15 protein-coding genes are annotated in these 13,776 nt (G+C 45.6%); 4 read left to right on the forward strand and 11 right to left on the reverse strand.

Annotation, left to right across the window (positions count from 1 at the left end; translation table 11 throughout):
* Positions 1–53: 53 nt before the first annotated feature.
* The 3 genes from dcuC to ABFC84_01680 all read right to left on the reverse strand — a co-directional run bounded on the left by dcuC (position 54) and on the right by ABFC84_01680 (position 3,225).
* Positions 54–1,412: a C4-dicarboxylate transporter DcuC gene (dcuC, locus tag ABFC84_01670; GenBank protein MEN6411454.1), complete on the reverse strand. Its 1,359-nt coding sequence runs from the start codon at positions 1,410–1,412 to the stop codon at positions 54–56.
* A 319-nt stretch (positions 1,413–1,731) separates the two neighbouring features.
* Positions 1,732–2,325 (reverse strand): DUF1847 domain-containing protein, encoded by a 594-nt coding sequence (locus ABFC84_01675; GenBank protein ID MEN6411455.1) that lies wholly within the window; start codon positions 2,323–2,325, stop codon positions 1,732–1,734.
* A gap of 180 nt (positions 2,326–2,505) precedes the next feature.
* Entirely contained in the window at positions 2,506–3,225 is a 720-nt protein-coding gene (locus ABFC84_01680) for a FadR/GntR family transcriptional regulator (GenBank protein MEN6411456.1), read from the reverse strand.
* Positions 3,226–3,441: 216 nt separating this feature from the next.
* Between ABFC84_01680 and ABFC84_01685 the strand changes: the two genes are divergently transcribed.
* Positions 3,442–3,945: a flavin reductase family protein gene (locus tag ABFC84_01685; protein MEN6411457.1), complete on the forward strand. Its 504-nt coding sequence runs from the start codon at positions 3,442–3,444 to the stop codon at positions 3,943–3,945.
* A gap of 58 nt (positions 3,946–4,003) precedes the next feature.
* Here ABFC84_01685 and ABFC84_01690 read toward each other — a convergent pair whose 3' ends face one another.
* The 7 genes from ABFC84_01690 to ABFC84_01720 form a co-directional block, all read right to left on the reverse strand.
* Positions 4,004–5,845, reverse strand: a complete 1,842-nt coding sequence (locus ABFC84_01690; protein ID MEN6411458.1) for a TRAP transporter large permease subunit — start codon at positions 5,843–5,845, stop codon at positions 4,004–4,006.
* Between the two features lie 72 nt (positions 5,846–5,917).
* Positions 5,918–6,934 (reverse strand): TRAP transporter substrate-binding protein, encoded by a 1,017-nt coding sequence (locus tag ABFC84_01695; protein MEN6411459.1) that lies wholly within the window; start codon positions 6,932–6,934, stop codon positions 5,918–5,920.
* 118 nt (positions 6,935–7,052) lie between these two features.
* Positions 7,053–8,063, reverse strand: coding sequence for a substrate-binding domain-containing protein (locus ABFC84_01700; protein ID MEN6411460.1), 1,011 nt, complete (start codon positions 8,061–8,063; stop codon positions 7,053–7,055).
* Between the two features lie 18 nt (positions 8,064–8,081).
* Positions 8,082–9,104, reverse strand: coding sequence for a sugar kinase (locus tag ABFC84_01705; protein MEN6411461.1), 1,023 nt, complete (start codon positions 9,102–9,104; stop codon positions 8,082–8,084).
* A gap of 11 nt (positions 9,105–9,115) precedes the next feature.
* On the reverse strand, positions 9,116–9,763 hold the full coding sequence (locus tag ABFC84_01710; GenBank protein MEN6411462.1) for a bifunctional 2-keto-4-hydroxyglutarate aldolase/2-keto-3-deoxy-6-phosphogluconate aldolase: 648 nt from the start codon (positions 9,761–9,763) through the stop codon (positions 9,116–9,118).
* 154 nt (positions 9,764–9,917) lie between these two features.
* Complete coding sequence (locus tag ABFC84_01715; protein ID MEN6411463.1) at positions 9,918–10,610, reverse strand: DUF2225 domain-containing protein; 693 nt, start codon at positions 10,608–10,610, stop codon at positions 9,918–9,920.
* 59 nt (positions 10,611–10,669) lie between these two features.
* Positions 10,670–10,846: a hypothetical protein gene (locus ABFC84_01720; GenBank protein ID MEN6411464.1), complete on the reverse strand. Its 177-nt coding sequence runs from the start codon at positions 10,844–10,846 to the stop codon at positions 10,670–10,672.
* Between the two features lie 166 nt (positions 10,847–11,012).
* Here ABFC84_01720 and ABFC84_01725 point away from each other — a divergent pair, with 166 nt between their 5' ends.
* The gene (locus ABFC84_01725) at positions 11,013–11,834 is read left to right on the forward strand and encodes an NlpC/P60 family protein (GenBank protein ID MEN6411465.1); all 822 of its coding nucleotides are present in this window, start codon (positions 11,013–11,015) and stop codon (positions 11,832–11,834) included.
* A 110-nt stretch (positions 11,835–11,944) separates the two neighbouring features.
* Positions 11,945–12,229 carry a hypothetical protein gene (locus ABFC84_01730; protein ID MEN6411466.1) on the forward strand — a complete coding sequence of 95 codons (285 nt, stop codon included), beginning with the start codon at positions 11,945–11,947 and terminating at the stop codon, positions 12,227–12,229.
* Between the two features lie 93 nt (positions 12,230–12,322).
* Here the strand turns inward: ABFC84_01730 and ABFC84_01735 are convergent, their stop codons facing one another.
* Complete coding sequence (locus tag ABFC84_01735; protein MEN6411467.1) at positions 12,323–12,481, reverse strand: rubredoxin; 159 nt, start codon at positions 12,479–12,481, stop codon at positions 12,323–12,325.
* A gap of 261 nt (positions 12,482–12,742) precedes the next feature.
* Between ABFC84_01735 and ABFC84_01740 the strand changes: the two genes are divergently transcribed.
* Positions 12,743–13,729, forward strand: a complete 987-nt coding sequence (locus ABFC84_01740; protein ID MEN6411468.1) for an AEC family transporter — start codon at positions 12,743–12,745, stop codon at positions 13,727–13,729.
* The last annotated feature ends 47 nt before the right edge of the window (positions 13,730–13,776 follow it).

Here is a 13,776-nt window from a genome sequence, read left to right on the forward strand (position 1 = left end):
AAAATTTATGTATTTAGGATTACAGTGTTCTGCCCTAGTAATAACCATCTTCCTTATGAGTTTATGAAGATAAACGCAATGTTTACAAGAGCAGCTACTGCCATAGGAATCGAGGTCCTTTTTACAACTTGAAAAGGAGATGCATCAGCAACACCGGCTATAGCAACAATTGCTGCAGTAATTGGCGATACAACGCGACCAAAGCTCGTCATAATCTGCATTGGTAACACTAAAGTAACAGCGCTGATGTTCATAGCTGCAGCAATCTTCGGCGTAAGAGCTGCGAAAGAAAAGAAAGCGGCATTGCCGGAACCCATTAAGAAGGCACATCCAGCAATTACTATACAGAAGAAAATGATTAAGGCATTAACGCCAAGGCCAAGATTTTGAGCACTAGAAATCATAGCATCTACAGCGCCAATCTTCATTAACCCTGCAGCAAATACTTCACCTCCTACTATCAATGTGATTACAGTTGCAAAGCTGTTGCCCATACCTTTGAATAAATGTTCTAAGCTCTGTAAGGTGGAACGAATATCTTTAGTTCTGACATATTCGAAAGCCATGCTAATAAAGGTACTTAAGAACATTGCGGTAACAACGTCCATTTTTATTTTACTGTGGAAAATCGGACTGAACCCAAGGATAAACACCATTGGAATTATTGGGAGAATGGCGTAAATCAAAGGCGGACGGGTTGCGTCTTCTTCAACGAGGTTAATAGAATCATCGTGACCAGTAAAACCCTCCTTTTTATCCCACCATTTTTGTACAAAATAGTGTACAATACCAAGGATCAAAGTTGTTGTTATAAATATTGGCAATTGATTATTTACAAAATATACTGCCGGATCCAAATTACTGACGTTAGCTGCAAGAATTGCATTACCTGAACCGGGACCAACATCCATGTATTGTGAACAGCCGATTACACCGAGGGCAGATAATTTACTAACACCAGCTCTTATGAAGATTGGGTACATAGTAACCATGAGTAGTAAACCCAAACCAGCATGGCTTGGAATAAACACTACCAAGAATTGGCTCACGAAGAAACCAAAAACAAGCAAAACATATGGGGATTTAATAAATTTAAGTGGAGTAGCAACCACGGCAAACAAGGATTTACTCGCTCCCAGATATTCCATATATTTTGCAAAGCCTGCTATTGACATGATAGTCAAACCGAGACCGGCAACGCGGGTGCTGAGCAGTACCTCAATCGTGTGAAAAATGTCCAGAAAAGCCGAACCGGAGGATTGTTTAGCAGCAAGTATTGGATTACTGCCGATAAAGAATGCTGCAAGCAGGAGAGTGATACCTGCTATAAAAAGAACTGCCTGTGGAAAATACTTTTTGATAATCATGTAAACAACCCAAATAATGACTAAAATCGCGATAATATTTCCCATTTTATTACCTCGCCTTTTTGAAATTGGCGTATCGCTTCAATACGCTATTCCACAATTTCCTTAAAACGGAGCCAAGCGAAACATTACTACCTTATCTCGCTATAGCCTCTTTAGCTTTCTTAGCTATATATGGAAACGATGGTATCACCAACTTGAGTTCGGTATAATTAAACATACCTTCCATACTTTTAAAACAGGACTTATGCAGTTTCAGGCAATAAATTTCTTTTCTCTATTTGCGCCTAAAAAAGTTTTACAATCTACTAAAATCACGGTGCAACATAGCAATCTCTTCCCGATTTTATATTCACTGCTACTGTCAAACTTGTCCTTCCGGAAGAATCCCCAGTTTTCTGCGCCAATAGCGGGAATAAACTGCTCCCAGCGGATTATGGGCCAGCACGCGGTCTTTCGCTACCAGACAGGACACCGGAGCCGCCGATGCGGCGGTAAACAGCATATCATGTCCCACACATAAGCCCACCGTAAAATTCATTTCCGTGCCGGCATCCGCCAATATTTTGGCCTGTATCTTAGGATTGCACATCATTTCCTTGGCACCGGGCTTAATTTGTTCCAGTCCTAAATTTTCTTTTGCCACACCGCAAACTTTACAGCAAACGCTGTGTACTTCAAAAAACTTTTCAAAATAAACCGCAATCAACTTTGCTTCCTGAGCCAAACCGATGCAAAATGGCAGACCGATCTTCTTTACCCCTAAGCTTTTCGCAAAGTCCACACTTTCCTCCAAGCGGCACATTTTCATATAGTTTCGCCCTTCAGTACAGGCAGCGGCTTTCATCATCGCCAAATCACCGTCCTGATAAAAATCTTTCACCGCCTCTACCGTCAGCTTGGTACAATTTTGCCCCTCAACATAGCACTTATTGTGTTTACAGTGTGCGCACTTCATTTGATCAATCTCCTTATATTAAAATTTTCTCTTCCTGCAAGCAGGTTTTATGAAACATAGCGGTAACAGCCTCTTCTTACAGCATCCCGTTTCTCGTTTTCATTAAACGGTATACTGGTATACCACTTAATGAAAAATTAAAATCCCTCCTTTTTTATCAAGCATTTCCCGAAGCAGCCATTACAGACTATCAATAACCTGCTTCGCCCGCTGCAAATGTCCAGCCATAATCGCTGCTGCACCCCCTGGATTTTGTTCTTTAATTTTCTGCCAAATGCCTTTATGATCCTCAAGTACATTGTGATACCGGGCAGGATCTTTCTGAGAATACTGGCGGGAATAAGAAAGCAGATCCGTTAAAAAATCGTTGATTTTTATGAGTATTTCATTGTGGGTGGCAATAAAAATTGCCGAATGAAATCCTATCGAAGCATCAGAAATACTTTTCCCCATTTTTATATTTCTTTCCATATCGATCAATGCACTTTCCATCGCTTCCAAATCATGAACTGTCCGGCGTTCCGCTGCCAGTCTGACCGCATAAGACTCAATAGCCTCACGGGCTTCAAACAAATCCGCCAATGTACTCTTAGGATTCTCCATAACAAAATCAACATTATTTAGAATGTGGCTCATCTTGATTTTTTTTACAAATACGCCCTTGCCCCGAATGTGCTCAACTGCTCCCAAAAACTCCAAAGTTTTTAATGCCTCTCGCACCGGCACCCGGCTGACATCAAATATTTTAGTAAGTTCCCGTTCCGAAGGAAGGCTGTCCCCTTCCTTTAATTTTCCTTCGCGGATCCAGTTACGAATATGTTCAACAATTTGTCTATATAAAGAAGTAGAAGACTTATCAATGACTTTATTGAGTAATTCTTTGTCAATATCCGCTTTCAATGCTTCAGCTCCTCTGGTATACCAGTATGCCATTAGCTGCTTTTATTATAATATTCCTTGCAAAAACTGTCAATCAAATTCTGATTATAAAGATAAATTGTATTTTACCGTAAACTTTTTTCCCCTCTTCACGCATGTATCCGTGCAGCGAGGATAAAGGAAATCTACTTTGAATATAGAATACATAGTTATAACAACCATACAGGAGGGTTTTAAATGAACAAAGAAATCAGTTACAACGAATATGCGGCAAAAGTAATAGATCAGCTGCCCAAAGGAGCATTTCTGACAACAATCGGCGACGGTAAAGTCAACACCATGACCATCGGCTGGGGCAGCATCGGCTTTCTCTGGCGCAAACCGGTATTTACCGTCATGGTCCGTCATTCCCGCTATACTTATCAGTTAATTGAGAAAAGCAATGAATTTACCGTCAGTATTCCTCTAAAAGATATGAAAGCTGCTTTGAGTCTCTGCGGCAGCAAATCCGGCCGGGACATGGATAAACTGGCAGCCGCCGGACTGACCACCAAACCGGGTCAAAAGCTGTTGACGCCGGTTATCGCCGACTGCGGCTTAACCTATGAGTGCAAAATCATTTATAAGCAAACGATGAGCCGGGACAATCTGGACGACGAAATTCAACAGCAATGCTATAACGACGGCGATTATCACACCCTTTACTTCGGTGAAATTGTTGCCAGCTATCGAAACGACTAAAATAAAAACAGCGGCGTAAAGCCGCTGTTTTTATTTTAGTCGCTATTCCTCTCTCCGGCTACTTAACCATTCCTAAAAAGCTTGGCAATATCTGAACAATCCCCGGACAGGCGGTGACAATTGCCAAAACCACCAGATTGGCTACAGCAAACGGCCATACTGCCTTGGATACATCTTCTAAACTGATGTTAGTAATAGCCGTTGATACAAACAGGCAGATGCCAATCGGCGGCAGAATCATTCCCAGTGCCGAATTAATGGCTACAATGATGCCGAAGTGAATAGGATCCACCCCGGCAGCCAGCATCGCCGGCAGAATAATGGGAATCACCACCAGAATGCAAGTACCGGTTTCCAGTACGGTATGAATCAGAATCAGGAACAAGTTCACAATGACTAAAATCCATAAAGGATCGTGGGTAATACTAAACAACATACTGGCAATTTCCTGAGGAATCTGCTGGGAAGCCAGATACCAGGCCAGCAGCATTCCGGCGGAAGCGATGAACATAACCCGGGCGGTGTTGACTGCGCCGGTGGTTACCACTTTAGGAATTTCTTTAACCGGCAGTTCCCGGTAGAAAAAGGTGCTGACCACCAGGCTGTACACAACAGCGACCACCCCGGCTTCGGTAGCGGTAAAAATACCGCCCAGAATACCGCCTAAAATGATAATGGGAGCCAATAGCGCCCAAATCGAATTAATAAACGATTTCCCCAAATTCTTAAAACCAACCCATTTATCTGCCGGATAATTGCGGCGGCGGGCAATAATCAGCCCGGTAACAGCAAAAGCCGTAGCTACCAAAAACCCGGGAATAAACGAAGCCATAAACAAATGGGCAATAGAGACGTTGGCCACAAAAGCATAGAGCAGCATCCCCGAACTTGGCGGAAACTGAACTCCCAGAGAACCGGATGCCGCCTGCAATGCCGTAACAAAATTTCGCTCATAGCCCCGTTTGATCATTCCCGGCAGCATAACATTGCCGATAGCTGCCGTATCCGATGCCGCCGAACCGGACATATCGGCAAACACGATACTGGCAAGTACATTCGCCGGAATGAGTCCGCCGCGAATCCAGCCGACCAAATCGCTGGCAAAGTTAATCAACCGCATGGCAATACCGCCGGAGTGCATAATCGCACCGGCCAGCATAAAAAAGGGAACGGCCATTAAAGTAAACGAATCCAGACCAACGAACATTCTCTGAGGAATAATCGTCATCGGAAAATTTCCCAGAGAAGAAAACGCCGCGATAGGCAGTAAAGCCAATGACATGGCAATAGGAACGCTCATCGCAAAAAACAATAGCAGCAAGAGCAGCAGCAACCCATTCAGTCCGCTGATCGGCTGACTGACCAAAAAAGAGAAAACGACTGCAATGCCAATCATAAGCCCGATTCCCAATGACGGACTGTGCAGTTTCTTCTCCGATTCCTCCGCTGCCAGATACAAGGTATGAACCAGCATAAACAGGCCGCCTACCGGTAGAGCCGCATAGGCCCAGGCCATGGTAAAGTCCAGGCCGGGAGATTTTTCCGGAAAAGCCGTTACGGCAAGCTCAAAGCCATATACGATGAAATAATAGCAAAACAGAGCCGACAATCCATGAGTAACCAGGTACAAATAGGGACGAATCTTAGCCGGAAACATTTTTAAACCCATGGTGATGTTCGGCAGCGAATTGTATTTAAGGGCCACTGAAGCCCCGATAAATGTCGTCCACATAAAAGCATACCGGGCTAATTCTTCCGACCAGGACAGCGGCGCATGCAGCAAATAGCGAAAAATGACCTGGGCGAAAACCGCGGTTACCATAGTTCCGGCTGCCAGCAGCAGTACGCCTCTGGCAAAACTGTTGATCCGGTCACTGATAATACGCAAAACACTCAGCATTGTATACATCCTCCGTTAGATAATTAGTAATAATGGTTGGGCAGATACCCAACCATTATTACCGTCAGTCGATTACTTCGTCCGCAGTGCTTCCACGTCATCAATCATTTTCTTGCCAATGGCTTGCTCAAGCGACTGCCACAGCGGTTTTGCCCTTTCATAGAAAGGCTTGGTGTCTACATCGTTGAATTTCATACCGGCTGCCTTAAGTTTTTCAATCGTTTCTTTTTCATTTTGATTAAAGAGATCGCTTTCATCCTTTTGCGATTCGGCGGCAACTTCCATCAATATCTTCTGCGCCTCCGGATCCATTTTATCCCAAACTTTTTTGCTCATCAACAAAATATTGGGACCGGCAAAATGATTGGTAAAGGAGAAGTAAGGACATACTTCGTTCATCTTGAAGGAAGCAACTGTAGCCGGATTATTCTCCCAGCCGTCCAGAATGCCGGACTGCAACGCATTATAAACAGCTCCCTGATCCATCGGCGTAGCAATGCCGCCCATGGCATTAATGGCATCCACCATCGTCTTGGACGGCATGGTGCGGATCTTCAGACCTTTCAGGTCTTCCGGCGTATTTACCGGTCCTTTTTTGGTGGTAATGCTGCGGAACCCGCTCCATTGATAAGCCATACCTTTCAGGCCGCTTTGTTCCAGGTCCTTAAACAGTTCCTGCCCAATCGGGCCGTTTACTACTTTATTCATATGCTCTTCCGACTGGAAGATATAAGGCAGACTGAACAGCTGCCATCTGGGAGCAAAGCTGGTCATTAAGGCACTGTTCACGTTTGCCATATCGATGGACCCGAGCTTCATTCCCTCTACCAAGTCCCGTTCCTGTCCCAGAGTACCATTGTTGAAGACGGTAATTTCAATTTGGCCTTTGCTTCTCTCATTTACTTTTTTCGCATAGATCAAAGCTGCGGCAGCAACCGGATGAGATTCCGGCAATTGAGTTGCCAGTTTCAATTTGTACTTAGCACCCTGGGCCGGCTGCGCAGTCTGCTTTTGACTACAGCCCGTCAACAGAGTTACCATTGCAAAGATTGCCAGGATCGCCACAATCAATGTTTTGGTCTTTTTCATTCTTTCGACTCCCCCTTTTTAGTAAATCGGTTTCCTAATAAAGGTATATATTCAATTTTTTGAATATATTTCCTGCCTTTTATCACTCAATTTTTAAAATTTAATTAATTCTTCCGGATTATGTTTCACCGCAGGATTTACGCACCACTAATGCAGGCGGATAAACGATGACTGACGGGCGCTTGCCGGCCCTTCCCGACTTTATCCGCTTAAGCAACAATTCTCCGGCCTTTTTCCCCATATCATAGGTAGGCTGGGCAATGACAGTAACCGGCGGCTCAAGCAGTTCCGCCCACTCCCAGTCGTCAAAGCCAATAACCGCCATATCCGCCGGAATGGGAATCGCCAATTTCTTTAAAGCTTTTATTATCGACATTGTCATTAAATTGTTGACACCGAACAAAGCGGTCGGCCTTGGATTCATTGCCAGCAGCTGTTTAATTCTTTCCAGAACCACCGCTTGCGCCGTACAAGTCTCTACCACCAATCGCTCGTCCACGGGCAGCCCGCAGTCCGTTAAAGCCTGCTTATATCCCTGCACCCGCTCCAGCCGGGGACTAATATTGGCACAGGGCAGAGCCAGCAAAGCAATCCGGGTATGCCCCAGTCCTATCAGATGCCGAACTGCCAAATAAGCCCCCCTGCAACTGTCTGCCGTAACGGTATCGGCTTTTATCGCCGCTACTTTCCGATCAATCAGCACCACCGGAATCTGCTGGGTAACACCCTGCAGCAGTGCGTTATTATGCCCGGTGGTATTAATCATCAAGCCGTCAATCTGCTTTGTCATTAACATTGTAATATATTCCTTTTCTTTCACCGGATCGTCGTCGGCGTTGCACAAAATCAGATTGAACCCCGACTGTTTGCAGTAGTCTTCCACCCCGCGCACGATACTGGTAGAGAAAGGATTTAAAATATTGGCTACAATAGCACCGATGGTTTTGGTGCTTTTCTGCTTTAAACTGCGGGCAACGGCGTTGGGGTGATAATCAAGTTCCGCAATCACCTGGGTAATTTTCTCCTTGGTTCCCAGGCTCATACACTCATACCGGCCGTTTAGATAGCGGGAAACGGTACTTTTCGATACCCCCGCTTTTGCCGCCACATCATTAATTGTAATTGCCATAACCGCTGCTCCTGTCTGTTAGCGCTGTACCCGGCCGGAGCCGTCCCCTGCCGCTAGGTTTTTAACCTCTTTTACCGATACATGGTTGTGATCGCCTTCGACCGAATGTTTCAGGCAGGACGCTGCCACTGCAAATTCCAGAGAATCCCGGGAACTTAAACCGCTCAACAGGGAATAAATCAACCCGCCGCCGAAGGAGTCGCCGCCGCCTACCCGGTCAACAATATGCACCGGATATTTTTTCGAAAAAAGGAACTGGCCGTCTTTATACAGCATCGCCGCCCAATTGTTGTCGGAGGCGGAAAGACTTTCCCGCAGCGTAATGGCTACGGCGGTAAAGTGAAACCGCTCTTTCAGCTCCTGCGCCACTTTCTGGTAGCCTTCATGGCTGAGCTTACCGCCGGTTATATCGCTTTCCGGCGCTTTGATGCCGAATACCTTCTCCGCATCTTCTTCATTAGCGATGCAGACATCCACATAGGGCATGAACCGGGCCATCACTTTACCGGCTTTTTCACTTGTCCAGAGGTTCTTGCGGAAGTTCAAATCGCAGCTGACTGTGAGTCCTGCTTCTTTTGCCGCTTTACAGGCTTCCAGGACAATTTCCGCCACATTGTCGCCCAGTGCCGGGGTAATGCCGGTAAAATGGAACCATTCGGCGCCGGCAAAAATTTCTTTCCAATTAAAGTCTTGTTTTGCTGCCGCGGAAATAGAAGAATAAGCCCGGTCATACACGACTTTAGAGGGACGCTGGGAAGCTCCCTTTTCCAAAAAATAAATGCCCAGACGTTCGCCGCCTCTGACCATATATCGGGTGTCAACTCCATAGCGACGCATTTCATTGACAGCTGCCTGTCCGATCGGATTTTCCGGCACTTTGGTGACAAGCGCCGCATCAATGCCATAGTTGGCCAGGGAAACGGCCACATTGGCTTCACCGCCGCCGTATACAACGCCGAATTTATCGGCCTGCTCAAACCGGAGATATCCCTCCGGTGCCAGCCGCAGCATAATTTCCCCAAAACATACTACCTTTGCCATAAAAATCCCCCCTACTTTTTCCGTGCTTCCTGAATTTTCGCAATAAATTGTTTGGCAATATCAGTGATAGACTGATAATCGCCTTTTTTCGCCCCGCCAGTCAGTTTACCGCCAACACCAACTGCCACGCAGCCCGCCTTAATCCAGTCCGCCACATTCTCCAGTGCCACACCGCCTGTCGGCATAAGCGGAGCCTGAGGCAGCGGCCCCTTAACTGCTTTGATAAACTGAGGACCGAGAGCTTCGCCGGGAAATACTTTGACAATATCGGCGCCTGCTTCCATCGCCTCAATCACTTCTTTAATAGTCATAGCCCCGGGCATTACCGGAATTTGATACCGGTTGCACAACTTAACTGCGTCGACATTCAATGCCGGGCTTACAATGTACTGAGCGCCGGCAAGAATCGCCGCTCGCGCTGTTTCGGCATCCAGTACGGTACCGGCGCCGATAATAATTTCACCGGATGTATACTTGGCACACAAATCTTTAATAACCTCCGCCGCTCCCGGTACGGTAAAGGTGATCTCGATCGCCGCCACTCCGCCGGCAATACAGGCATCGGCAATTTTAAATGCCTGCTCGGAGCTTTCGGCTCTTACTACCGCAACCAGTCCTGTCTCCATAATCTGCTCCAGGACTTTCAATTTTGGTATCATAATAGTAGTGCTCCCTCCTTTTTATATAAACCGATTTAGTAAATCGGTTTATATAAAAATTATTCTGCGTTTTCTAAAAAATTCCTGCCATAATATTCAAAAAATTTTAAAGCTGCAAAAAAAATATTCGCTGCCGGGCAACGAATATTCTTGTCTATTCTTCTGCGCCGCCGGCAGTCTGCCGACGCTCTTCCCGTGCTTGCTGCCAAGCCTCCCTGGCCATTGTCAGAATTCTCCGCTCCAGTTTGGCCTGAGGACTGGAAACCACTTTGCTGAAATACTGCAGCGACTTATCCACCGCTCCGGTCCGGCGATACAATTCACCAACCAGAAACGTCAGCGTAATCTCCGACATAACGCCAATCGGCAGCCGTTCCCGGGACAGCGCCTGATCATAAAACTCCACCGCCTTTTTCAGAGCCAGCTGTTCTTCTTCTCCCTGCTGTCCTTCCCGATACACCCAAGCCAGCCTAAGGTACAGCCCGCCTATCTTACTGGCTGCAGCCTCGATCAATTCCTCATAAAAAATTGCCAGCTTATATGCATCCACAGCCTGCTCCCGCGTTCTGGTTCCTCCAAGATTTAAATTTACTTTTCTGCTCGCTAAAAAATTCTCGATTTTCGCTGCCGCCCCGGCAGAAAGCCTGTCAAACATTGTATCCTGTGCAGCGTAACCGCAATGAGGGCATACCCATACCGTATAATAGTAAGGATTAATCCCCTTGTAATAACAGCAAAAATCAGTATCCTGCTTCATTTTTACCAACCGGGAACGAACTTTTGTTACCATAAAACTTTCGCCGCAGATGCTGCAGGTTTTTTCTACTGCATATAAAGCATTTGTCATTTATGTCACTCCATCTCCAGAAAATACGCCTGTCACTATCCTCACGCAGATAAGGCCCCCTAGCGGCTGGACTTTTTCTTCCGGTAGCCGCCTTCCTGGCCCCTCATAGCCATATGAACAGCGCCGCCCCAGATCAATCCGATAATAAGCCACTTTAAAACAGGCGGAATTCCTAAGTCTTTTCCCACTGCAAATACGATAACGCTGAGCACAAATCCCAATATATACCATCCCACTGCAATCATCTCCCACTTGATAGGATTTAATGATAACTTCGACCTGCTGCAATGGAATTCCTGTTCCCAATTTAGGATTACCGACAGGTAGAATTCTGCAAAGGATTATCAAACTCCGGAAAGAACTTTCATAATAGATATCAACAAAATGAAACAGGAGGCAGTTATGAATAAATGGATTCTTTATACCCTTACGATAATCCTATTATGCGGCAGTAACCTGTACCTTCCCGGTCAGGCCCAGGCTTCGTCTTTTTGGAGCATTGGCTCCACCGGCTATGAAGTTACCATCATCCAGCAAAAGCTGGCGGAAGCTGGATTTTACAAAGGTCCGGTCACTGGAATATTTGATGCCATTACCAGTAATGCGGTTAAAGCCTTTGAAAAATCATCCGGGGTTATTGCGGACGGCATTGTCACCACGGCCATTCTTGATCTGATTAACAATAACACCGAAGAAATATATATCGTTCATCCCGGCGACACTGCCTATACAATTGCCGAGCGGCTGGACATGACCGCCTATGACATTCTTCGTGATAACGACCTGGAAAATCCCCATGCTCTATTAAACCCAGGAACAGTTTTGCACCTGAAACGCTCGGCGACAGGAACAAGCGGAACCGGCTCTGCCCTAATTAACTTTGCCAGCAACTTTATTGGAACCCCATATGTGTGGGCCGGAAACAGTCCTGGTGGATTCGACTGTTCCGGCTTTATCTACTATATCTTCATTGAACACGGGGTTTCCCTCCCCCGCATGGCTGACGCACAATTTAATGAAGGCGCCTCTGTTGAAAAGGCAGCGCTTCTGCCTGGTGACCTTGTGTTTTTTGAAACCTATGAACCCGGACCATCGCATGTGGGCATTTATCTGGGCGATGATAAATTCATCCATGCCAGTTCCGCCGCCGGACAAGTAATTATTTCCGATCTCAACAAACCCTATTATGCCATGACCTACCTAGGAGCGAGAAGAGTACTGTAAATCATTGTTGTCATCTATTTCAACCTGATGTAAAAATTTGCTAACATATTGCTTGCCGATAAAGTCAAGAATAAGATTGTTCCCAATATACGCTGCAAAGGAGGAACCTTATGACAACTGCAAATAAAAATCAGTCCAGTAAAAAGCAAAGTACTATGACCGCGCAATTTGATGCCAACAATGATTACTCCCAATCAACTCAAGCCCAGGCAGCCAGCCAAAACCAGCAGCAAACAAGCAAATCCCAGTTTGGCACATTAACTGCTGCGGCCGATGCCAACAATGACTATTCCAGCTCTACCCAGAATCAGTCCGGCAGTAAAAATCAACAAAACAAAAATCAGCAGGGAACGGCAACAACTAAAAAAGACGCCAATAACGATTATTCCAACTAATAGTCGGCGATTCATTCTCCTAAAAAGGAGCCATTTCGGCTCCTTTTTTAAATCATAATCGGCGTAAAAAAGAACCGCAAATGCGGTTCTTTTTTAGCTCTTTTCAAATTCATCCTTACCGACACCACATTCGGGGCAGGTCCAATCTGCCGGAAGTTCTTCAAATTTAGTACCGGCTGCAATACCGTGCTCGGAATCACCCGCCGCCTCATCATAGACATACCCACAAATTGAACAAGACCATTTCGCCAATTTTAAGTCCTCCCTTATAATTTTCTTTATTTGATTATATCATACAGTAACAAAAAATCAACCTTTTTAAGGAACTATTTTCCGTTAATCCATATAATTTCCCACCAATAATGCACCATCGCCGGCCATTCTTCCCCTACGGAAAACACAAAAACCTAACCGCCGCTCACCCGCTGAACCGGCGCGATTACGAATAAAGGAATCCATATTCCCCTGCAGAATTATATATTAGTTAACCCGCAATCACGCATTGCTCTTGTAATGGTTAAACGAAGAAAGGACCGCTTCATGGACGCCAACATAAAACTTGCTTATATTTTTCTTGATCTGATTCTGCCGCTTATCGTCGGCTATATTGCCCACAGCCGTCATTGGCTGAGTGAAAAATTTTGTGACAAGCTGATTGTTATTAATATTTTATTCCTTTGTACCCTGTTATCGATTTTAAGCTTTTGGGTATTGCCGCTCAAACTGGAACTGGCCTGGCTGCCTCTGTTTGGCATTTTGCTAAGCTTTATTCCCGGCATAACGGCTTACCTGATTTCCGGTCACAAGTATAAAAGCGGGTTGGAGAAAGGCAGCTATCTAGCATCGGCCATCTTATCCAACATTGGAACCCTGGGTGGCCTTTGCGCCTTTATTTTATTCGGTGAAACCGGTTTTGCCTATAGCCAAATTGTTGCTTTATTCCAAAACCTGGTATTTTTTTTATTTTGTTTTCCCATGGCTCAATATTATTCTCAACAAAGCAAAAACAAGGATGGCTGTGCTGCCCAAAAACTGACCTTCTCCTCCCTGTTTCTCAATCGGAACCAATTGCCGGTGGTCGGCCTGGCAATCGGTATGATCCTGTACCTGTGCGGCGTTCCCCGTCCGGCAATTTTCGGAGAAATTTTCAACCCACTTATCCATATCTCAGCTTGGACGGCTTTACTCCCGGTTGGCTATTCCATTCGTTTTTCCGCTATGAAGCAATACTACAGCAGCATTCTCGATCTGATCCCCATTAAATTTATGCTTACACCGCTGCTTGGTTATTGGATTGCCCGGCAACTATTTAGCGACCCCATTGTGCTCGATACAATCTTGGTGCTGGCCTGTGTGCCTACCGGTATCAATGCCGTGGTTATTGCCCGGCTATACGACCTAAACCTCCATGTTTCCGGGGCCGCCTTTGTCCTGACTACCGCCATATTCCTGGTCATCGTCTATCCTCTGCTTTTTTTGTGGTTCCATATGACCTTTTAAGCTAGCAAAAACAGGAGATTAACAAAGGCAATGCAGTATGGTATAAT

It is taken from the genome of Veillonellales bacterium (genome assembly GCA_039680175.1).
Taxonomy (GTDB): Bacteria; Bacillota; Negativicutes; order JAAYSF01; family JAAYSF01; genus JBDKTO01.

Bases quoted from the DNA above. Each gene is read 5' to 3' on its own strand.
- dcuC (MEN6411454.1), bottom strand. From the start codon at position 1,412: ATGGGAAATATTATCGCGATTTTAGTCATTATTTGGGTTGTTTACATG.
- ABFC84_01675 (MEN6411455.1), bottom strand. From the start codon at position 2,325: ATGAAGTGCGCACACTGTAAACACAATAAGTGCTATGTTGAGGGGCAA.
- ABFC84_01685 (MEN6411457.1), top strand. From the start codon at position 3,442: ATGAACAAAGAAATCAGTTACAACGAATATGCGGCAAAAGTAATAGAT.
- ABFC84_01690 (MEN6411458.1), bottom strand. From the start codon at position 5,845: ATGCTGAGTGTTTTGCGTATTATCAGTGACCGGATCAACAGTTTTGCC.
- ABFC84_01695 (MEN6411459.1), bottom strand. From the start codon at position 6,934: ATGAAAAAGACCAAAACATTGATTGTGGCGATCCTGGCAATCTTTGCA.
- ABFC84_01700 (MEN6411460.1), bottom strand. From the start codon at position 8,063: ATGGCAATTACAATTAATGATGTGGCGGCAAAAGCGGGGGTATCGAAA.
- ABFC84_01705 (MEN6411461.1), bottom strand. From the start codon at position 9,104: ATGGCAAAGGTAGTATGTTTTGGGGAAATTATGCTGCGGCTGGCACCG.
- ABFC84_01710 (MEN6411462.1), bottom strand. From the start codon at position 9,763: ATGATACCAAAATTGAAAGTCCTGGAGCAGATTATGGAGACAGGACTG.
- ABFC84_01715 (MEN6411463.1), bottom strand. From the start codon at position 10,610: ATGACAAATGCTTTATATGCAGTAGAAAAAACCTGCAGCATCTGCGGC.
- ABFC84_01725 (MEN6411465.1), top strand. From the start codon at position 11,013: ATGAATAAATGGATTCTTTATACCCTTACGATAATCCTATTATGCGGC.
- ABFC84_01730 (MEN6411466.1), top strand. From the start codon at position 11,945: ATGACAACTGCAAATAAAAATCAGTCCAGTAAAAAGCAAAGTACTATG.
- ABFC84_01740 (MEN6411468.1), top strand. From the start codon at position 12,743: ATGGTTAAACGAAGAAAGGACCGCTTCATGGACGCCAACATAAAACTT.